20 protein-coding genes and 4 tRNA genes are annotated in these 18223 nt (G+C 59.4%); 14 read left to right on the top strand and 10 right to left on the bottom strand.

What is annotated here, in order from left to right:
• Positions 1–66: 66 nt before the first annotated feature.
• The 3 genes from OSC50_RS08020 to OSC50_RS08030 all read left to right on the top strand — a co-directional run bounded on the left by OSC50_RS08020 (position 67) and on the right by OSC50_RS08030 (position 456).
• Positions 67–142: transfer RNA gene (locus tag OSC50_RS08020), tRNA-Val, on the top strand.
• 55 nt (positions 143–197) lie between these two features.
• A tRNA-Asp gene (locus OSC50_RS08025) sits at positions 198–274 on the top strand.
• 105 nt (positions 275–379) lie between these two features.
• Positions 380–456: transfer RNA gene (locus OSC50_RS08030), tRNA-Asp, on the top strand.
• A 160-nt stretch (positions 457–616) separates the two neighbouring features.
• On the opposite strand, the gene OSC50_RS08035 is transcribed toward OSC50_RS08030, so the two are convergent.
• Positions 617–1900: an NAD(P)/FAD-dependent oxidoreductase gene (locus tag OSC50_RS08035; RefSeq protein ID WP_181081658.1), complete on the bottom strand. Its 1284-nt coding sequence runs from the start codon at positions 1898–1900 to the stop codon at positions 617–619.
• A 184-nt stretch (positions 1901–2084) separates the two neighbouring features.
• On the opposite strand from OSC50_RS08035, the gene OSC50_RS08040 reads away from it, so the two are divergent.
• From OSC50_RS08040 to OSC50_RS08075, 8 genes are all read left to right on the top strand, one after another.
• Positions 2085–2161: transfer RNA gene (locus OSC50_RS08040), tRNA-Val, on the top strand.
• Positions 2162–2650: 489 nt separating this feature from the next.
• Positions 2651–4072, top strand: a complete 1422-nt coding sequence (gene ltrA, locus OSC50_RS08045) for a group II intron reverse transcriptase/maturase (protein ID WP_266246145.1) — start codon at positions 2651–2653, stop codon at positions 4070–4072.
• Positions 4073–4241: 169 nt separating this feature from the next.
• A complete protein-coding gene (locus tag OSC50_RS08050) occupies positions 4242–4667 on the top strand; it encodes a hypothetical protein (protein WP_181081224.1) in 426 nt (141 codons plus the stop codon).
• 123 nt (positions 4668–4790) lie between these two features.
• Positions 4791–6404, top strand: coding sequence for a histidine kinase famiy protein (locus OSC50_RS08055; RefSeq protein ID WP_266246144.1), 1614 nt, complete (start codon positions 4791–4793; stop codon positions 6402–6404).
• Positions 6405–6657: 253 nt separating this feature from the next.
• Entirely contained in the window at positions 6658–7374 is a 717-nt protein-coding gene (locus OSC50_RS08060; protein ID WP_253508528.1) for a DUF969 domain-containing protein, read from the top strand.
• Positions 7371–8321 carry a DUF979 domain-containing protein gene (locus tag OSC50_RS08065; RefSeq protein ID WP_253508526.1) on the top strand — a complete coding sequence of 317 codons (951 nt, stop codon included), beginning with the start codon at positions 7371–7373 and terminating at the stop codon, positions 8319–8321. Before OSC50_RS08060 ends, OSC50_RS08065 begins: the two co-directional genes overlap by 4 nt.
• A gap of 7 nt (positions 8322–8328) precedes the next feature.
• Entirely contained in the window at positions 8329–8958 is a 630-nt protein-coding gene (pcp, locus tag OSC50_RS08070; protein WP_266246142.1) for a pyroglutamyl-peptidase I, read from the top strand.
• A gap of 79 nt (positions 8959–9037) precedes the next feature.
• Positions 9038–9496, top strand: a complete 459-nt coding sequence (locus tag OSC50_RS08075; protein WP_253508524.1) for an anti-virulence regulator CigR family protein — start codon at positions 9038–9040, stop codon at positions 9494–9496.
• Here the strand turns inward: OSC50_RS08075 and OSC50_RS08080 are convergent, their stop codons facing one another.
• Genes OSC50_RS08080 through OSC50_RS08090 form a run of 3 tightly spaced genes read right to left on the bottom strand, consistent with a single transcriptional unit; the run spans position 9497 to position 11862 of the window.
• The gene (locus tag OSC50_RS08080) at positions 9497–10900 is read right to left on the bottom strand and encodes a heavy metal sensor histidine kinase (RefSeq protein ID WP_266246141.1); all 1404 of its coding nucleotides are present in this window, start codon (positions 10898–10900) and stop codon (positions 9497–9499) included.
• Positions 10897–11568: a heavy metal response regulator transcription factor gene (locus tag OSC50_RS08085; protein ID WP_181081231.1), complete on the bottom strand. Its 672-nt coding sequence runs from the start codon at positions 11566–11568 to the stop codon at positions 10897–10899. The genes OSC50_RS08080 and OSC50_RS08085 overlap by 4 nt, the downstream gene beginning before the upstream one ends.
• A gap of 42 nt (positions 11569–11610) precedes the next feature.
• Positions 11611–11862: a DUF2790 domain-containing protein gene (locus OSC50_RS08090; protein ID WP_266246139.1), complete on the bottom strand. Its 252-nt coding sequence runs from the start codon at positions 11860–11862 to the stop codon at positions 11611–11613.
• Between the two features lie 215 nt (positions 11863–12077).
• On the opposite strand from OSC50_RS08090, the gene OSC50_RS08095 reads away from it, so the two are divergent.
• Positions 12078–12755: an HAD-IA family hydrolase gene (locus OSC50_RS08095; protein ID WP_181081233.1), complete on the top strand. Its 678-nt coding sequence runs from the start codon at positions 12078–12080 to the stop codon at positions 12753–12755.
• Between the two features lie 18 nt (positions 12756–12773).
• Here the strand turns inward: OSC50_RS08095 and OSC50_RS08100 are convergent, their stop codons facing one another.
• The 3 genes from OSC50_RS08100 to csrA form a co-directional block, all read right to left on the bottom strand.
• Complete coding sequence (locus tag OSC50_RS08100; protein ID WP_253508518.1) at positions 12774–13070, bottom strand: DUF1652 domain-containing protein; 297 nt, start codon at positions 13068–13070, stop codon at positions 12774–12776.
• Between the two features lie 96 nt (positions 13071–13166).
• Positions 13167–13418: a hypothetical protein gene (locus tag OSC50_RS08105; protein WP_181081235.1), complete on the bottom strand. Its 252-nt coding sequence runs from the start codon at positions 13416–13418 to the stop codon at positions 13167–13169.
• A gap of 207 nt (positions 13419–13625) precedes the next feature.
• Entirely contained in the window at positions 13626–13820 is a 195-nt protein-coding gene (csrA, locus tag OSC50_RS08110) for a carbon storage regulator CsrA (RefSeq protein WP_003192511.1), read from the bottom strand.
• Between the two features lie 247 nt (positions 13821–14067).
• Between csrA and OSC50_RS08115 the strand changes: the two genes are divergently transcribed.
• Positions 14068–14448 (top strand): SPOR domain-containing protein, encoded by a 381-nt coding sequence (locus OSC50_RS08115; RefSeq protein ID WP_181081236.1) that lies wholly within the window; start codon positions 14068–14070, stop codon positions 14446–14448.
• Positions 14449–14479: 31 nt separating this feature from the next.
• On the opposite strand, the gene OSC50_RS08120 is transcribed toward OSC50_RS08115, so the two are convergent.
• From OSC50_RS08120 to OSC50_RS08130, 3 genes are all read right to left on the bottom strand, one after another.
• A complete protein-coding gene (locus tag OSC50_RS08120) occupies positions 14480–15169 on the bottom strand; it encodes an endonuclease (RefSeq protein WP_181081237.1) in 690 nt (229 codons plus the stop codon).
• Between the two features lie 4 nt (positions 15170–15173).
• Positions 15174–15422, bottom strand: coding sequence for a DUF1654 domain-containing protein (locus tag OSC50_RS08125; RefSeq protein WP_181081238.1), 249 nt, complete (start codon positions 15420–15422; stop codon positions 15174–15176).
• 166 nt (positions 15423–15588) lie between these two features.
• Positions 15589–16677, bottom strand: coding sequence for an asparaginase (locus OSC50_RS08130; RefSeq protein WP_266246135.1), 1089 nt, complete (start codon positions 16675–16677; stop codon positions 15589–15591).
• Between the two features lie 549 nt (positions 16678–17226).
• Here OSC50_RS08130 and OSC50_RS08135 point away from each other — a divergent pair.
• Positions 17227–18186 (top strand): sugar ABC transporter substrate-binding protein, encoded by a 960-nt coding sequence (locus OSC50_RS08135; protein WP_253508516.1) that lies wholly within the window; start codon positions 17227–17229, stop codon positions 18184–18186.
• Positions 18187–18223 lie beyond the last annotated feature (37 nt).

Here is an 18223-nt window from a genome sequence, read left to right on the forward strand (position 1 = left end):
AACTTCAAGCGGGCTATTGACTTAGGTTGGCTACCTGCGTAAATTTCGCGGCCTCAACGAAGCAAAGGGTGATTAGCTCAGCTGGGAGAGCATCTGCCTTACAAGCAGAGGGTCGGCGGTTCGATCCCGTCATCACCCACCACTTCTTGAGAGTTTTGTCTTCGGGCAGGACGCAACGTTAAAGGTTGCACCGACGCGCAGCGGTAGTTCAGTCGGTTAGAATACCGGCCTGTCACGCCGGGGGTCGCGGGTTCGAGTCCCGTCCGCTGCGCCATATTTTCCAGGTTCGATACGTCGGGCCTGAGATCGAACAGCCCAGGTTGATTGATCAGAAGTTAACGACGTGGTTGAGGTGTGTGTTCAACCGGTCAAGCGATACGCAGCGGTAGTTCAGTCGGTTAGAATACCGGCCTGTCACGCCGGGGGTCGCGGGTTCGAGTCCCGTCCGCTGCGCCATATCTGCCCCAAGGCCCACTGAACGCCTTGGAGCACGAAGCAAACTCAACGTTGCTTTGATTCGATAGCAAAGACCCTGGTCGAAAGACCGGGGTTTTTTGTTTGTGCGATTTGAAACGCGTACTGAAGCTGAAGCCGGCGAACCGGCTCCAGTGGTCTATCAGAAGCCCAGCTTGTCCCGCAGCCCGTAATACCACGCCCCCAGTGCGGCAAAAGGCGTGCGCAACAGCTGCCCGCCCGGAAACGGATAGTGCGGCAGGTCGGCAAACGCATCAAAACGCTCGGCCTGACCTCTCAATGCCTCCGCCAGTACCTTGCCTGCCAAGTGCGTGTACGTTACCCCGTGACCGCTGCAGCCCTGGGAATAGTAGATGTTGTCGCCCAGTCGCCCGACCTGAGGCAGGCGCGACAGCGTCAGCAGGAAGTTGCCGGTCCAGGCGTAATCGATCTTCACGTCTTTGAGTTGCGGGAAGGCTTTGAGCATCTTCGGTCGGATGATGGCCTCGATATTGGCCGGATCACGCGCGCCGTACACTACGCCACCGCCGAAGATCAGGCGCTTGTCGCTGGTCAGGCGATAGTAGTCGAGCAGGTAGTTGCAATCTTCGACGCAGTAATCCTGCGGCAGCAGCGACTTGGCCAGCTCATCGCCCAGCGGTGCAGTGGTGATGACCTGGGTGCCGCACGGCATCGACTTGGCCGCCAGCTCCGGCACCAGGTTACCCAGGTAGGCGTTCCCCGCGACGATGATGAACTTGGCCCTGACTCTGCCTTCGGCCGTGTGCACCACCGGGTTCGCGCCGCGCTCAATTCGTACGGCGGCTGATTGCTCGTAGATCGTACCGCCCAGGGATTCCACCGCAGCGGCTTCGCCGAGTGCCAGGTTCAGCGGATGGATGTGGCCGCCGCTCATGTCCAGCAAACCGCCCACATAGTTCTCGCAGGCCACCACGTCGCGGATACGACGCTGGTCGAGCAGCTCCAATTGCGTATGGCCGTAGCGCTCCCACAGGCGTTTTTGCGATTCCAGGTGAGCCATGTGCTTGCCGTTGAGTGCCGCGAAAACGCCACCGTCCTTTAAGTCGCACTGGATTTGATACTTGGCTACCCGCTCGCGAATGATCCGGCCTCCCTCAAACGCCATCTGCCCCAGCAACTGCGCCTGCTTGGGGCCGACGCTGCGCTCGATCACGTCGATATCGCGGCTGTAGCTGTTAACAATCTGCCCACCGTTGCGACCCGAGGCGCCGAACCCCACCTTGGCGGCCTCCAGCACCGTCACGCGAAAGCCGTTCTCGAGCAGGAACAATGCGCTGGAAAGGCCGGTATAGCCGGCGCCGATGACGCACACATCGGTTTCGATCTCGCCTTGCAGCACGGGGCGAGGTGGAACGGCGTTAGCGGAAGCGGCGTAATACGACTGGGGGTAGGGGGTGTTCGCCATCCTGGAACCTCTGTTTTATATTTTTTACGAGTGCGCCGATCCTACCCGAGTTGAAAATCGGCCGCCAGCCATGCAAAAAAAGCGGGCAGGGCACGCTTCAATAAAAAATTCGCATATTCATAGGGTTAGCTGCAAAAAAGATGTTGACACCCCTTTGGAATTCCGTAGAATGCCGCCTCACAGCAGGCACGTAGCTCAGTTGGTTAGAGCACCACCTTGACATGGTGGGGGTCGTTGGTTCGAGTCCAATCGCGCCTACCAAACAAAATCCGCTCTGCTGGGCGGTCTAGAAGGGCTCACCGAAAGGTGGGCCCTTTTTTGTTGGTGCGCCAGGCATGGCGCGTTGCGCGAAGCGCAACCAGCTTGGCTATGGTGGCCACGCTGGTGACTTGGAGGTGAAAGTCCTCTACACACCCGGCAAGGGGAAGTGTTAGCCAGAGGCAAGGGTGTCGCGGGTGACCGCGAATCTGAAGGAAGCCCGAGGCAAAATGCTGGCCTGACGAACAGGAAGCGGATAGAGGCGGCACAGCGGGGTAAGAAGGCCAATATCTTCAAAGCCCAATACTTGCACGGAGCGCTGTGACGTAGATCCGACAGGCATAAGCAGGAAGGTCGCGCGAATTACCCTGGGAGATCTGCACGTTTGCCATTGTGCTACCGAGCGTCGAGAGGCGACGGGATGAACCTGCAGAAGTCAGCCGAGGCTGTAGTAAGTGGCGAGTAACCGCGCCACCAAGGGCCGAACAGGTTATGCCGCCAGTAGGCGTCAGAGTCTCGTCGAATGTTGAAACGCAGAATATTCTTCAAGAGAAAACTGTTACTCCAAGTCCCGGACGGTATCCGAGGATGACGGCTGACAGGGCGCAAACATCGGCGGCGTCTGTGGCGTGGACGAACGCGGAGCCGGACACGCTGATGGCGCGGGTGCTTGCACCCGCTAACCTCAAGCGAGCGTATCAACGCGTAGTCAGCAACAAGGGCGCACCGGGTGCCGATGGCATGACGGTCGACCAGTTGGCGGGCTACGTGAAACAGTATTGGCCGATCCTCAAGGCTCGGTTGCTGGCTGGTGAGTATCACCCGCAAGGTGTACGCGCCGTCGAAATCCCCAAACCCAAAGGTGGAACACGGCAACTGGGTATTCCCAGCGTCGTGGATCGCCTGATCCAACAGGCTGTGCTGCAACAGCTCACGCCGATCTTCGACTCTCTGTTCTCGGATTACAGCTACGGCTTTCGTCCGGGCAGAAGCGTCCATCAAGCCATCAAAACAGCCCGCGCTCATGTGGCGGTGGGACACCGCTGGTGCGTGGAACTCGATCTTGAGAAGTTCTTTGATCGAGTGAATCACGACGTGTTGATGGCCAAAGTTGAGCGTCATGTCGAAGACAAACGCGTACTCAGACTGATCCGCCGTTACCTTGAAGCGGGAGTTATGTCAGGCGGGATCGCCAGCCGACGGCAAGAGGGGACGCCGCAAGGCGGCCCCCTCTCACCGTTGCTGTCGAATATCCTGCTCAACGAACTCGACAAAGAACTGGAACGGCGGGGTCATCGTTTTGTGCGCTATGCCGACGACGCAAACATCTATGTGCGTAGCCGTCGTGCTGGCGAACGAGTGCTGGCCAGGGTCGAGCGTTTCCTGAGTCAACGCTTGAAACTGACGTTGAACCAGGAAAAGAGCCGTGTAACACGGCCGTGGGCCTGCGATTACTTGGGTTACGGGATGAGCTTGCATAAACAGCCGAAGCTGAAAGTGGCCACGATGAGCCTGAATCGCTTGCGCGAGCGGCTCAGACAGCTGCTGCGCGGAGCGCGGGGCCACAAGATGGCGAATGTCATCGATCGGATCAACCCGGTGTTACGTGGTTGGGCGGGTTACTTCAAGTTAAGCCAGAGCAAACGGCCCCTTGAGGAGCTGGATGGCTGGATGCGCCGTAAACTTCGATGTGTCACATGGCGCCAATGGAAGCAGTCCTCAACGAGGGCGCGCAACCTAATGCGTCTGGGGCTCGACGAAGCACGTGCCTGCAAATCCGCGTTCAATGGACGAGGCCCATGGTGGAACTCAGGAGCGCCACATATGAATCAGGCGCTACCGAAGAAGCTGTGGGATCGACTCGGACTGGTCTCAATACTGGACACAATAAACCGGCTTAGCCGCATAGCTTGAACCGCCGTATACGGAACCGTACGTACGGTTGGTGTGAGAGGACGGCGGGAGTTAAATCCCGCCTCCTACTCGATCCCTGGATTTACTTCAACGCAAATCGACGCCCAGACTAAAGTGCTGGGTAGACCAGCCGATAACGTGAGCACTACCTCGTTATTGGATACTCGACATGCTTACCAACGTTGGTAATTCCACCTCCGTAGTCGTCCCGCAGACCACGTCCATCACCAGCGAGACGACCAAGAACGAAAGCACCGGCGCCTTGACTATCCGCATGGACCCCAGCGCCAAGGGCGCCGCTGCCGCAGGCGGCGCGGACCAGGCTTCATCCGGCCCGCAGGAGTCCGACCGGGTCAAGGAATTGAAGAAACAGATCGAGCAGTTGCAAGAGCAGCTTCTGGAGGCGCAGCAGGCGTTGCAGAGAGCTCAGGCCAGTAAACAGAGTGAAGAGGCCAAGGCCGTGGCTGTCGCAGCGGCTCAGTCGCAGATTACGACCATCAGCGCGGCGTTGCAGACGGTCACTGGGGCTCTATTGCAGGCGGTCATGGATGAAAGCGGCAGCGGGAAGGGCTCGATGGTCAGCACCACCGCTTGAGCCGAGCGCAAAGCAGTGAGGTAGCAACGGAGCCACGGGGGCGCCAAACTATTTTTTAATTCCGGTTGTCTATGAGGCAGGAAGTCCGTTTTCTCCTCTATCAAGCCGACAGGATCGACCCCCGTGACTCATCAACCCAAAGACCTCCACACCCGCGTGGATAACTCTGAAACCGGTGATATCACATCGGCGGGTAAGAACATTTTCTTCGCCGCCGTCGGCACCACCCGCATGCCTATGATCGTCACTGACCCCAATCGCGAAGATAACCCGATCATATTCGCCAACCAGGCGTTCCTGGACATGACGGGTTATAGCACCGACGAGATTTACGGGCGCAACTGCCGCTTTCTGCAAGGCCCGGACACCGATCGCGAGGTCGTCGCGCAGATCAAGCAATCCATCAACGAAGAAGAAGATATTTCGGTCGAGTTGCTCAACTATCGCAAAGACGGTTCGACGTTCTGGAATGCTTTGTTCGTTTCGCCGGTGTACAACGAATCCAATCAATTGATGTACTTCTTCGCTTCGCAGCTGGACGTCAGTCGTCGTCGCGACGCGGAAGATGCTTTGCGCCAGGCGCAGAAAATGGAGGCGCTGGGCCAGCTCACCGGCGGTATCGCCCACGACTTCAACAACCTGTTGCAGGTCATCGGCGGCTACGTGGAGATGGTTGACCGTGCCGTGCGCAAGCCGGTGCTGGACGAAGGCCGGGTGATTCGCAGCCTGAGCATGACCAAAGGCGCGGTGGAGAAAGCCTCCACGCTAACCCAGCAACTGCTGGCGTTTTCCCGCAAGCAAAAGCTGCAGGGACGAGTGATCAACCTTAATCATTTTGTCGATTTGGCCAGGCGCTCCGCGGAGCGGGTCATGGGCGACAACATTGATTTTCGTACCGACCTGCAAACCGACCTATGGAACTGCCGCATCGATCCGACCCAGGCCGAGCTGGCGATTCTCAACATTGTGATCAATGCGCGTGACGCGCTGGTGGACCGTGATCAGCCGGCACTGGCCATCGAAACGCGTAACATCCAAGTGCGTGAACTGAGCTCCATGTCCTACGACGGCTTGATGCCGGGCCGCTATGTCAGCATGGCCCTCACGGACAACGGCTGCGGCATGTCCGAGAGTATTCTTACGCGCGTCATGGACCCGTTTTTCACGACCAAGGATGAAGGCAAGGGCACCGGGCTGGGTTTGTCGATGGTGTACGGGTTTGCCAAGCAGTCCGGCGGCGCAGTGCGGATTTATTCCGAGGAGGGCCTGGGCACCACGGTGCGCCTGTATTTTCCGGCCGACGAAGCCGGCGTGTCGCCCCATGAAGAGCCCAAGGTGTCGGAAGCACGCAGCGGTTCGGAACGCATCCTGATCGTCGAGGACCGCCCGGATGTCGCTGAGCTGGCGCGCATGGTGCTGGAAGACTACGGCTACCACACCACCATCGCCTACGGCGCTGCGGAGGCGTTGGAGGTGCTGGCCAGGGAGGAGCGCTACGACTTGCTGTTCTCCGACGTGATCATGCCCGGCGGCATGAATGGCGTGATGCTGGCGCGGGAGGTCTGCCAGTTGTACCCCGATATGAAAATCCTGTTGACCACCGGCTATGCGGAAAACGCCATCGAACGTACCGACCTGGGCGGCGCGGAGTTCGAAGTGATCTCCAAGCCCTGCTTGCCCAACGTGCTGGCCAAGAAGGTCAGGTACGTGCTCGATGGCCCCAATGGCGTGAGCTGAGCCTGGTGTAGGGGGCGCTGCCGCCGGCGCGCCCCATCGCCTTCGATACCCACAAAATTTATTGGATCGCAGCAACAATTTTTCTTGTTGGACACCCCCCGCCCCCAGGCAGCAAAGTTGCCGCCACTGACGCTCGACCTTCCGGGTCAACAATAAAAAACCGAGCCGACTGCACGCCACCTCTTGCTGTGAACGCCTTGTTCATATCCTGCTGTAATGGCGCCGCAGCGCGCATTTAAAGGACCTCATCGTCATGCAGACTGTTGTGAACCTATGGCCGTTGATCGGCGTACTTGTCATCGTGGTTGGCTTTGTCTTGCGCTTCAATCCGCTGCTGGTAGTGACCGCCGCTGCCATCGCCACGGGGCTTGCGGCCCACTTTCCCCTGGAAAAAATCCTCGCCACCATGGGTGATGGTTTCCTTCAGACCCGTGCCCTGCAATTGATTCTATTGTTACCGCTGGCAGTTATCGGCCTGCTGGAGCGCCACGGGCTGCGTTTGCATGCGCAGAACTGGATAGCACGGTTCCAGCGCGCCACGGTCGGGCGCCTGTTGATCATCTATCTGTTCGTGCGCGAATCCACGGCGGCCATGGGCTTGACCAGCCTGGGCGGGCATCCGCAAATGGTGCGCCCGCTGCTGGCGCCGATGGCCGAAGGCGCGGCGGAAAAACGCTACGGCAAACTGCCGGACAAGGTGCGCCATAAAGTGCTCGCCATGTGTGCGGCGACGGACAATGTCGGGCTGTTTTTTGGTGAAGACATCTTCGTCGCCTTTGGCGCCATCGCGCTGATGCACACGTTCCTGCTGGGCTCGGGGATCGATGTGGAGCCGTTGCACATTGCGGTGTGGGGCATTCCTACGGCGATCTGTGCATTTATCGTGCATGCGATCCGGCTGCACCGCTTCGATCGACGGCTCACCCGTGAGCTGACGCCCACCGCGACGGCCGTGGAGGCGGTGCAATGATTATTTCGATTCAATACCTGTACTGGCTGGCCGGGGTCTTGCTGTTGATCACCGCAGGCATGATTGTGCTGGACCGCAGCCACCCCAAGCGCTGGTCCAGCGCGCTCTTCTGGCTGCTGTTCGCGATTCCGTTCCTGGTAGGCGAGCGGCTGCCATCGGTGGTGGTCGGTGCCGGCGTGGTGGTGATGGCGTTGATCGCCGGTTTCGGCGGCGTGGGGCGTGGCACGCATGCGCAGTTGCACGACAAGGCCAGCCGCGCGAGTGCCGGTCGCCTGGGGCACAAGTTGTTTATCCCCGCGTTGGCCATCCCCCTGACCACGGTGATCGGCTCGGTCCTGCTCAAGCACGCCGAGATCGGCGGCGTGCCGTTGCTGGACCCGAAGAACACGACCTTTGTTTCTCTCGGTATCGGCTGTTTGATCGCCCTCGGCCTGGCGTGCTGGCTGACACGCGATACGCCGGTGCAAGCCCTGCGCGAGTCGCGGCGCCTGACCGAAGCCCTGGGCTGGGCCATGGTGCTGCCGCAGATGCTGGCAATGCTCGGCCTGTTGTTCAACGAGGCCGGTGTGGGCACGGCGGTCGCCCATGTCACTACCACCTATATCAACCTGGATTTCAAGTTGGTGGCGGTGATGGTCTACGTGTTGGGCATGGCATTGTTCACGGTGATCATGGGTAACGGCTTCGCCGCGTTCCCGGTGATGACCGGCGGCGTCGGTGTGCCGGTGCTGGTGGGGGTGTACGGCGGCAATCCGGCGGTCATGGCGGCCATCGGCATGTTCTCCGGCTATTGCGGTACGCTGATGACCCCGATGGCCGCCAACTTCAATATCGTCCCTGCGGCCTTGCTGGAACTGCCGGACAAGAACGCGGTGATCAAAGCGCAACTGCCGACTGCCTTGATGATGCTGGTGGTCAATATCGTCCTGCTTTATCTGTTGATGTGAGGCCACTATGCACACTGTGCTGCTGACGGGGTTTGAACCCTTTGATCAAGACCCGGTGAACCCGTCCTGGGAAGCGGTGCGCCAGTTGGACGGTGTGTTGCTGAGCGACGATGTGCGCATTGTGGCGCGTCGGCTGCCTTGCGCATTTGCCACGGCGCCGGCGTGCCTCATGCAGATGCTCGACGAACTGCGTCCGGCAATGGTTATCGCCACGGGACTGGGGCCTGGGCGCAGCGATATCTCTATTGAGCGGGTGGCGATCAATCTCAACGATGCGCGTATCCCGGATAATCTCGGCGCCCAACCGATCGACACCGCCGTGGTAGTGGATGGCCCGGCGGCCTATTTCACCACGTTGCCGATCAAGGCGATGGTGCGGGCAGTGCGCGAGGCGGGCATGGCTGCTTCGGTGTCGCACACCGCGGGCACGTTCGTTTGCAATCAGGTGTTTTATCACTTGCAGCACAAGCTCGCCGGCTCGGCGGTGCGCAGTGGGTTTATTCATGTACCGCGCTTGCCAGGAGCAAGCGAGCCGTTCATGCCGCTGTCGAGCATGATTGAAGGGCTGCGTGTGGCAGTGACGGCGGCCTGGCAGACCTCGGTGGATGTGCTGGAGGCGGGCGGTCAGGTGAGCTGATCGCAGCGCGCCGGGTGCAGTGCGCCACGGGCTGATATCGACTACAGTTCAGGAACCTTCCTGTCTCGGAAAACCTGCCATGACCAACTCTTCTAAAGGCGTGTCCGTCGTGCTGGCGCTTGCTTTGTTTGCCGGCAGCGGCCTGGCGTTGGCCGATCCCGGCAATGGCCACGGAAACGGCAAGGGCGGCGGCAACGGAAAAGGCAACAATCCCGGTGGGCAGGGGTATGACCAGCCCAAGGGCAAAGGCGCGTCGGGCGCTCACGGCCCCAGCGTTGATCGCAGCGGGGTGTTGAACGTGCTGGGAGGCTATCGCGATTACTGGCGCCCAGGCCCTGCTTTGCCGCCGGGTATTCAGAAGAACCTGGCGCGCGGCAAACCGCTGCCGCCGGGTATCGCGAAAAAACTCGATGGCCGTTTACTCGGCCAATTGCCGCATTACGATGGCTACGAATGGCAGCAGGCGGGGACTGACTTGATCCTGGTGGCCATTGCCTCGGGCATCATCTACGAAGTCCTCAATGGCGCGTTCAACTGATCAGGCGTCTTCCCGTTTGGGGAAAAACAGCTCGAAACACGTCACGCCGTCCTGGCTGCTGACGCTGTAGCGACCATTGTGCAGTTGCATGATGGTCGCCACGATCGACAGACCCAACCCATTGGAATGAGCCGAACGTTCCCGCGACTCGTCCACGCGGTAAAACCGTTCGAACAGCCTCGGCAGGTGTTCGGCCGCAATCGTCTCGCCGTGATTGCTGACCCGCAGCTTGAGCCCTGCAGTCGTGGCAATTGCCTCGATACGCAAGTCTGAATGGGCCGCCCCATACTTGATTGCATTGGCACACAGGTTCGCCAGGGCGCGCCGCAGCAACATGGGTTCAGCCCATATCTCGCCTTCGCCTTCCACCAGAATGCGCATTCCTCGGTCGCTCGCCAGCCCCTCGAAATAGTCCGCGATGCGTTCTACTTCGTCCGCAGCGCTGAGTGCCTGGCGTTGGCGCAGGGCGCTGGCCGGGTCGGTACGGGCGAGGAACAGCATGTTGTCGAGCATCCGCGACAGGCGTTCAAGTTCTTCGACATTCGAGGCCAGCAGTTGCTGATAACTGTCCACGCTGCGTTGCTGGTGCAGGGCGACCTGGGTTTCCCCCAGCAAATTGTTAATCGGCGTACGCAGTTCGTGGGCCATGTCGGTTGACACCTGGCTCAATTGCGTAAAGCCCTTCGCCAGGCGTTCAAGCATGGTGTTGAAGGCGTCGATCATCGGCAGCAGTTCTTTGGGCGCGCCATGGCTGTCCAGGCGTTCGGCCAGGTTGCCGACACCGATGCCCTGGGCATGCCGTGCCAAGCGTCGCAACGGCAGCAGGCCGCGATGCACCAGCAGGTACCCGGCCAGCGCCAGGACCAGTGCGGCGATGCCCGCCAGGATATAAACACTCAGCCGATAGCTGGCGAGCACGGCGGTGCGCTCGGTCATCAGGCGCCCGCTGGTAACCTGCAGGCTGCCCAAGTCGCCGGAGTCGATAGAGGCGGCGAGGGTGGCGAACGGCACGCCGTTGACGCCGGGCAGATGGTGCACGTCGGCAAGGTCCAGGACGTGGCCTTTGGGGACGGGGCTGACCGTCGGTAAGTCGATATTGGCGGGGTTTACCAGCAGCAGCGGTTTCTGACCGGGCGCGGCGATGCTCAACACCGATTCGCGATTGCCCAGCATGTTCTGGAACAGTTCCGGTTTGGTCTTGATCAGTTCCAGGGTGTTGCTGTCGTTTAGCAGGTTGCGCAGTTGGTCTACCCGCGATATCAGCGCGGCGTCGTCGCGGCGGATCAACTCGCGCTCCAGTTCGCGGTACAGCGCCACGCCCAGCGTGGCCAGCAGGGCAAACGCGAGCAGGGCGAATACCAGGGCCAGGCGCAGCGTCAGCGAATAATGGCGGCGAGCAATCATGGCTGAGTATCGAAGCGGTAGCCGATGCCGCGCACGCTGTGGATCAGCTTGAGCGGGAACGGGTCATCGATTTTCAGGCGCAGGCGGCGCACCGCGACATCCACCACATTGGTGTCGCTGTCGAAGTTCATGTCCCATACCCGCGAGGCGATCAGCGAGCGCGAGAGCACCTGGCCCTGGTGCGTGGCAAACAGGTGCAACAGGGCGAACTCCTTGTTGGTCAGGGTGATGCGTGTGCCGTCGCGAGTGACACGGCGCTTGAGCACTTCGATGTGCAGGTCGGCGATCTGCAACTGATCTTCTTCTCGGATCGGGCCGCGCCGGGTCAGGGTACGCAGGCGGGCCACCAGCTCGGCAAAGGAAAACGGCTTGATCAGGTAATCGTCCGCACCCAGTTCCAGGCCCTTGATGCGGTCGGCAATATCGTCACGGGCCGTCAGGAAAAGTACCGGTGTATCGGTCTCCTTGCGCAGGCGGCGCAGCACTTCCCAGCCGTCCATTTTCGGCATCATCACATCCAGGACGATGACGTCGAACGGCGTTTCCAGCGCCTGATGCAAGCCGTCCACGCCATCACGCGCAAGGCTGACGCAATAGCCCAGTTCCTGGAGGCCATTGAGCAGGTAATTGCCGGCCTTGGGTTCGTCTTCTACAACAAGGATGTTCATGGGAAGGGCTCGGGTTCAATGCGTCGCGCCAGTGTAATCCGATCAATTGTCATTGGGGCAACCGATGGCCAGGACTCGATAGTCCAGCACATGTTCGCGACCCTGGTGATCCAGATAGCGCAGTTGCGCCGGGACCACCCCGCATTGCGCGTAGGTATCGGTGCTCGACAATACTTTGGCGACATCCAGGTTCACGTAGAAACCGGTCGTATCGTGAATCACGGAGGTGTTGTCGGCTGCGAAGACCGAGGTGGTTATAAACAGGGCGGCGGCGCCAAGCATAAACAGTTTCATAAAGACTCTCTCAGAAGGATGGGTGCCGGACCGTGGCAGTGCGCTCACGGTAACCAGGCGGCCCAAACAGCCGGCCAACAGGATGATGACAAGTTCGTCATAAAACCTCGCATCCCGCCGGCCTTGGTCCGGGCACCGATGACGTTTACAAGCCATCGGTTCATCCGTAGATTGCGACGCTCGATGATTGTTACAGCCCATGAGGAACTCACGCCGTGTCCACCCCAGGTTCAAGCGTATTTGCCCGTCCTTACCGTGCCTTTCTATTCGATATGGATGGCACGCTGCTCAACTCCATTGCCGCCGCCGAGCGTGTGTGGAGTTTGTGGGCCGAGCGCCACGGGTTGGACGTGGCGGCGTTTTTGACCACCATTCACGGCGCTCGCGCGATCGACACCATCACGCGCCAAGCCTTGCCCGGCGTCGATCCGGAGGCTGAAGCGCAATGGATTACCGACGCCGAGATCAATGATGTGCGCGGCGTGGTGCCGATTGCCGGTGCCGGGGCGTTTCTGGCCGGCGTGCCTGCCGATCAATGGGCGTTGGTGACGTCGGCACCCAGGGAGCTGGCGTTGCGCCGGCTGCAAGCGGCGGGCATTACACCGCCGACGGTGATGGTGACGGCAGAGGATGTTGCGCTGGGTAAGCCTGATCCAGCCTGTTATGTGCTGGGGGCGCAGCGTTTGGGCGTTCCGGTTCAAGATTGCTTGGTGTTCGAGGATGCGACAGTGGGTATTCGTGCCGGTGAGGCGGCGGGGGCGGATGTGATGGTGGTGACGTCGACGCACCTCCAACCGATGGAGACGTCGCATCCAACGATCGATGGGTATGGCAAGTTACAGGTCCGATGCAGCGCTGACGGGCTGCTGACATTGGTCCACAAGGCGGGTTGAAGCAAAAGGACCAACGGCCTAGCGGTCTTGGCCTTCCTGCCAGGCGGCCCGAGCAGCCGGTGCATGCCTGCGTTCGCTGCGCATGCCGCGTCGTGACAGCACCATCTCGCGCAGAATTTCGTTGGCAAGCCGGGCAATCGCTTCGGCGCCGCGATAGTGCGAGCGTACGATTCCGGTGATAGCGAAGTGGTCGGTCTCCGGGCCACTGAGTACCACGGATAATGTGCCGTCAGTATGCAGGGTGCAGGTGACCGAATAGCTGGGCAGGCGGGCTGCCAGGGCGGATTCGATTTCGGATTTACTGAGGCTATCCATCGGCTTCAAAGCCCTTACTGACGTATCAAACACACCAAGCATAAGGACTGCTGCGGCGCTGTAAATACCGGCAATCTGCTAGCCAGTTGGTGACCGTCAGCGCGCAGGTTTTCCAGCGCTTCGTCGACACAGTCGATGGTGCACGGTTTTCTGGATGGGCTTGAGGCAAAACATGAAAAGATAGCCGCACAGCAGCAGCGTCAGGTCCAGCGCCGGGTGTTGATCGGCGGGGTCGCTGCCGGCGATTTCAAACCGCAGCGCAAGTTCCAGGCCCACGAAGGCCAGACCGATCAGCAGAGCGATCAGCCAGGATCTGGAGAAAAATGGCGCCGCGGTGCGAGGCCTCATCAACGCGCTCCTGAGTGGACACGGATGGTGGATGTCAGTCAGCAGTTTCGGCTGTCAATAACGCAACAAGTTCCAGGCCGTGGGACAGTTTCATCTTGTTGTGCGATAGAAGGGGACGGCGATGTCGGCTACGCCCGAGCACGGGCCGTGCAGAGAGGTTTTCGCCAGCCTTCACCGTGAATGAATGGGCTGGCTACTGAGGGCGTTTCAAGGCGTCTGGTTTTTGTCCGGGGCAGTCAGGCCGGCCTGGATACGTTGGTAGATCTCCTCGCGATGCACGGCGACGTCTTTAGGTGCGTTGATGCCGATTCGTACTTGCTGGCCGCTCACGCCCAGAATGGTGATCGTGATGTCATCACCGATGTTTATGCTTTCACCGACTTTGCGGGTGAGTATAAGCATGGACTTCTCCTTGATTACTTTTAAGGACACATGTTTCAGACAGGGCAGGTGTCGGATGTTTGTAGCTTAATGCTAAGCGCTTCCCTGTGACTGCCTCTTTAGGACGCATAGAGGCACTATTAATTCCCATGACGGCATCATACAGGTCTGCGATACATCATTCGCATTGTTTAACCTGACGTTTATGACGGCCAGAATAGACAGTGAATGATAAAGTCGCCTCTTTAATCCTTAAAGGAGCAGGGCAGTGCGTAAAGTAGCGATGGCAATGGCGGTGTTGGCGCTGGCCGGTTGTGGCGAAGGCAAACCCGTCGATGCCCCCAAGGCCAAGCCCGCCGTGACCGAAAGCCAGCCACAGGCCGGTACGATTGCTGCTCAGGAGTGGGATGTGCGGGTAGGCCCGCCGGACCATAAGCTGCAGGCGATCACCGACCTTACCGCCTGGTTGCTGGAACATGGTTTCAATTTTTATATCGTGAAAGCGGACGGCAAGGACGAGGTATTCCTCGGGCCTTTCGCGACCAGGGCCGAGGCCGAAGCCAAGCAGGCGCTGCTCACCGAAAAGCTCGCACGGGCCAAGAAGAACGACACCGAGTCCCAAGTGGTGGAGCACAAGGCCGCCCAGTAACCGGTTGATCGGGCGGGATTCCCGCCCCTGTTCAGCCGCAGGCCTTGAGGTTCACCGGGCCGACAAATTCATTGCCGCGCCCCATCACGCACGCCACGGTCTGGTTCCGCTGGCGTTCCCAGGCTTGTACCGGGTAGGTTTTGTTCCAGGCTTCATAGAGCTGGCGATCCTGTTTTGACAGGCGCAAGCCATACTGTTTGCTCATGTAGAAATAGGTGCGTGCGATCATTCCGCGTATCGAAGGGCGCGGCATGACTTTCCTGGCCTTGAAGTCCACCTGGGTCAGGCATGAGCCGTACTGCCCGCGTTGCACCGGCAGCCAACCGAAACTGAAGTTGTTCCGGTCACCATTGACCTCGCCGATGCTGGGCACCAGATTGTGCAGATCCGCTTCGGCGCGCTTGAACACCTCGTCATGGCGCGTGCAGTTCTTGCGCCCGCCGTTCTGCCAACATTGGCGCTGATGCCCGATCTGCCAGGCCGGCACGATGTGTTCCCACTCAATACGCGCGGCCCGACCGGCATTCTTGCGCGGGGTGTAGCCGCAGGCTTTAAGGTCCACGCGGTTGCCGGTGTACTTGCAGCCGCAGTAAAACTCGGTGGATTGGGGGGCGTAGAGCTTCCAGGCGATCTTCTTGGCTTCGCTGAAGGTACGTGGCGCTTGAGCCTGGACAGTGGCGGTAAGCAACAGGCAGCACAGGGCAATGAAACGGACGCGCATTGAATCAATCTTCCTTCGGCACAACCCAGAAAATCTGCACGCCGCCGTCGTCGCGGTAGGCGAGGGTGACGTTATCGTTCTCCGCGATTTCTTCCAGCAAGCGCTGCCATTCGTCCTCGGGTTCGTCCGCCAGGCGGAAGATCAAGGCGGCTTTGGCTTTCTGGGCCTGGGTGGAGTTGATGATCTTTTGCACGCGAACGGCCAGGCGTTCGTAGGCGTCAGGTAGGGTTGGCACGGCGGATGATTTAGCCACGGAGTATTCCTTGATAAGCTGTACGTGCATACAGTATTTAACTGTAGGCAATTTCGCAACTGCTTAAACTTCAAGAAACTCGTCTGACGGCAATTCGGGATATTTAATAGGGAAGCGGAGAAGGCACTGTAGGAGCGAGTTCGCTCCTACAGCAGGTGGTCAGGAATCAATATTCCCAGAACATCCGTTGCAGCTCTTTGCTGTCCTGGGTCTTGGTCAGGGCGACCATCGCCAGAATCCGCGCTTTCTGCGGGTTCAGATCAAGCGCAGCCACCCAGTCGTATTTGTCATCAGGCTGTTCGGCATTACGCAGCACCATGCCGCCGGCGTTGACGTGGGATGAACGAATGATCTGCACGCCTTGCTTGCGCAGGTCCACCAGAGTCGGCACCACTTTGGAAGACACCGAGCCATTGCCGGTACCGGCATGGATGATGGCTTTGGCGCCCGCCTGGGCCAGGGCCTTGTAGGCGGTGTCGCTCACGTTGCCGTAGCCGTAGGCGATCTCGACGTCGGGCAGGCTCTTGATGGTTTTGATGTCGAACTCAGAGTCCATGGTGTGGCGCTTGGCCGGCAGGCGGAACCAGTAGGATTTACCTTCAACCACCATGCCCAATGGTCCCCATGGGCTTTTGAACGCTTCGGTCTTGATATTGATCATTTTGCTGACATCGCGACCCGATTGGATCTCGTCGTTCATGGTCACCAGTACGCCTTTGCCACGTGCCTCTTTGCTGCCGGCAACGGCCACGGCGTTGTACAGGTTGAGCATGCCGTCGGCCGACATGGCAGTGCCCGGGCGCATGGAGCCGACCACCACGATGGGCTTGTCGGTCTTTTCCACCAGGTTCAGGAAGTAGGCGGTTTCTTCCAGCGTGTCGGTGCCGTGGGTAATAACAATGCCATCCACGTCCTTACTGTCGGCCAGTTCGGCGACGCGGCGACCCAATTGCAGCAGGTTTTCGTTAGTGATGCTTTCGGACGCAATTTGCATCACTTGTTCGCCGCGCACATTGGCGATCTGGCTAAGCTCAGGAACACCGGCAATCAATTGCTCGATGCCGACCTTGGCCGCCTGGTACGTGGCGCTGTTGGCGGCGCTGGCGCCCGCGCCGGCGATGGTGCCGCCGGTGGCAAGGATCACTACGTTGGATAGCTTGGCCTTGGATTCAACATCCTTTGCCTGGGCGGCGATAGGGAACAGCAGCAGGAGGGCCAAAGCGCCCGGAACAAAGTTCTTCAGTGCAGATGTCATTATTTTTCTCTCTGATGTTGATGAGTGCTGTAGCAGGTTCATCCAGAACACTCGGGCGATGCTGAATGCCGCGAGGTACTGCGTAGGAGCAGGATCTGTACCAGGCCGGCTGCGTGCCTGGTTTTTAAAATAACTTCATGATTAATAAGGCGTTATTTCGTTCTGCAAATGAACCGGCTTCTTCAGCTGTCCGGCTTTCCGAACAACGTGCTGCCCAGGCGTTCGGTTGTCCGAAAATCATGACGGAAACCTCCTTGATCACCCGTACACACCTGTCGTTTCAGATAACGGAGAATCAAGAAGGTTATTTAATGCTGTTGGCGCGGCCTGCGCCGATCACGTCCAACAGGGGGGTATGAAAGACATCGTTCACCCGTTGACAAATTTCCACAAGGTTCTCATAGTTTGGATAACGCAAACGTTTGCGAGATGTTTCACGCTACCCAAGGTTCGCCGTGACAGCTCGTATCAGCCGCCCGGGTGGGTAGCTGCCGAAGTCCTCTTCGGAGCAAGCGTTGCTCACAATAATCATAAGATCGGAGTGACCCCATGAAGCTGCCATTTGCTGGACGTCTTCTTGCTATCGCTGTGCTTGCTGCCGCATCCGCTGCTTTACCTCTCTCCTCTGCATTTGCCGATGACGCCGCCGCCAAACCGAAGGTCGGCCTGGTGATGAAGTCACTGGCCAACGAATTCTTCGTGACCATGCAGGAAGGCGCCAAGGACTATCAGAAAACCCACGCCGCCGATTTCGACATGATCACCAACGGGATCAAGAACGAGACCGATACGTCGGCGCAGATCGACATCGTCAATCAGATGATTCTTTCCAAGGTCAACGCCATCGTCATTGCACCTGCTGACTCCAAGGCGCTGGTCACGGTCCTGAAGAAAGCCTCCGACGCCGGGATCAAGGTCGTCAACATCGACAACCGTCTTGATCCGGATGTGCTGAAAGGCAAAAATCTCGACATCCCGTTCGTAGGTCCGGACAACCGCAAGGGCGCCAAACTGGTGGGCGACTACCTGGCCAAGCAACTGGCCGCCGGGGATAAGGTCGGGATCATCGAAGGGGTCCCGACCACCACCAATGCGCAGCAGCGCACCGCCGGTTTCAAGGACGCGATGGATGCCGCGGGCATGAAGATCGTTTCCACCCAATCGGGTAACTGGGAGATCGACCAGGGCCAGAAAGTCGCATCTGCAATGCTGAGTGAATACCCTGACCTCAAGGCTCTGCTGGCCGGTAACGACAACATGGCCCTGGGCGCCGTTTCTGCCGTACGTGCGGCGGGCAAGGCGGGCAAGGTATTGGTAGTGGGTTACGACAATATCGAAGCCATCAAGCCGATGCTGCAGGACGGTCGCGTGCTGGCCACTGCCGACCAGGCGGCTGCCCAGCAAGCCGTGTTCGGTATCCAGAACGCCCTCAAGCTGGTCAAGGGTGAGAAAGTCGATGCCAAAGATGGCGTGATCGAAACCCCGGTCGAACTCGTCCTCAAGAAGTAATCCTGGCAGCACCCAAACAGCGTCCGCTCGCCCCGGG

Origin of the sequence: Pseudomonas quebecensis (assembly GCF_026410085.1) — a bacterium.
Taxonomy (GTDB): Bacteria; Pseudomonadota; Gammaproteobacteria; order Pseudomonadales; family Pseudomonadaceae; genus Aquipseudomonas; species Aquipseudomonas quebecensis.

What these genes read in the sequence shown, in the direction of transcription:
- OSC50_RS08035 (WP_181081658.1), bottom strand. Translation starts at nt 1,900, where the DNA reads ATGGCGAACACCCCCTACCCCCAGTCGTATTACGCCGCTTCCGCTAAC.
- ltrA (WP_266246145.1), top strand. Translation starts at nt 2,651, where the DNA reads ATGCCGCCAGTAGGCGTCAGAGTCTCGTCGAATGTTGAAACGCAGAAT.
- OSC50_RS08050 (WP_181081224.1), top strand. Translation starts at nt 4,242, where the DNA reads ATGCTTACCAACGTTGGTAATTCCACCTCCGTAGTCGTCCCGCAGACC.
- OSC50_RS08060 (WP_253508528.1), top strand. Translation starts at nt 6,658, where the DNA reads ATGCAGACTGTTGTGAACCTATGGCCGTTGATCGGCGTACTTGTCATC.
- OSC50_RS08065 (WP_253508526.1), top strand. Translation starts at nt 7,371, where the DNA reads ATGATTATTTCGATTCAATACCTGTACTGGCTGGCCGGGGTCTTGCTG.
- pcp (WP_266246142.1), top strand. Translation starts at nt 8,329, where the DNA reads ATGCACACTGTGCTGCTGACGGGGTTTGAACCCTTTGATCAAGACCCG.
- OSC50_RS08075 (WP_253508524.1), top strand. Translation starts at nt 9,038, where the DNA reads ATGACCAACTCTTCTAAAGGCGTGTCCGTCGTGCTGGCGCTTGCTTTG.
- OSC50_RS08080 (WP_266246141.1), bottom strand. Translation starts at nt 10,900, where the DNA reads ATGATTGCTCGCCGCCATTATTCGCTGACGCTGCGCCTGGCCCTGGTA.
- OSC50_RS08085 (WP_181081231.1), bottom strand. Translation starts at nt 11,568, where the DNA reads ATGAACATCCTTGTTGTAGAAGACGAACCCAAGGCCGGCAATTACCTG.
- OSC50_RS08090 (WP_266246139.1), bottom strand. Translation starts at nt 11,862, where the DNA reads ATGAAACTGTTTATGCTTGGCGCCGCCGCCCTGTTTATAACCACCTCG.
- OSC50_RS08100 (WP_253508518.1), bottom strand. Translation starts at nt 13,070, where the DNA reads ATGGATAGCCTCAGTAAATCCGAAATCGAATCCGCCCTGGCAGCCCGC.
- OSC50_RS08105 (WP_181081235.1), bottom strand. Translation starts at nt 13,418, where the DNA reads ATGAGGCCTCGCACCGCGGCGCCATTTTTCTCCAGATCCTGGCTGATC.
- csrA (WP_003192511.1), bottom strand. Translation starts at nt 13,820, where the DNA reads ATGCTTATACTCACCCGCAAAGTCGGTGAAAGCATAAACATCGGTGAT.
- OSC50_RS08120 (WP_181081237.1), bottom strand. Translation starts at nt 15,169, where the DNA reads ATGCGCGTCCGTTTCATTGCCCTGTGCTGCCTGTTGCTTACCGCCACT.
- OSC50_RS08130 (WP_266246135.1), bottom strand. Translation starts at nt 16,677, where the DNA reads ATGACATCTGCACTGAAGAACTTTGTTCCGGGCGCTTTGGCCCTCCTG.
- OSC50_RS08135 (WP_253508516.1), top strand. Translation starts at nt 17,227, where the DNA reads ATGAAGCTGCCATTTGCTGGACGTCTTCTTGCTATCGCTGTGCTTGCT.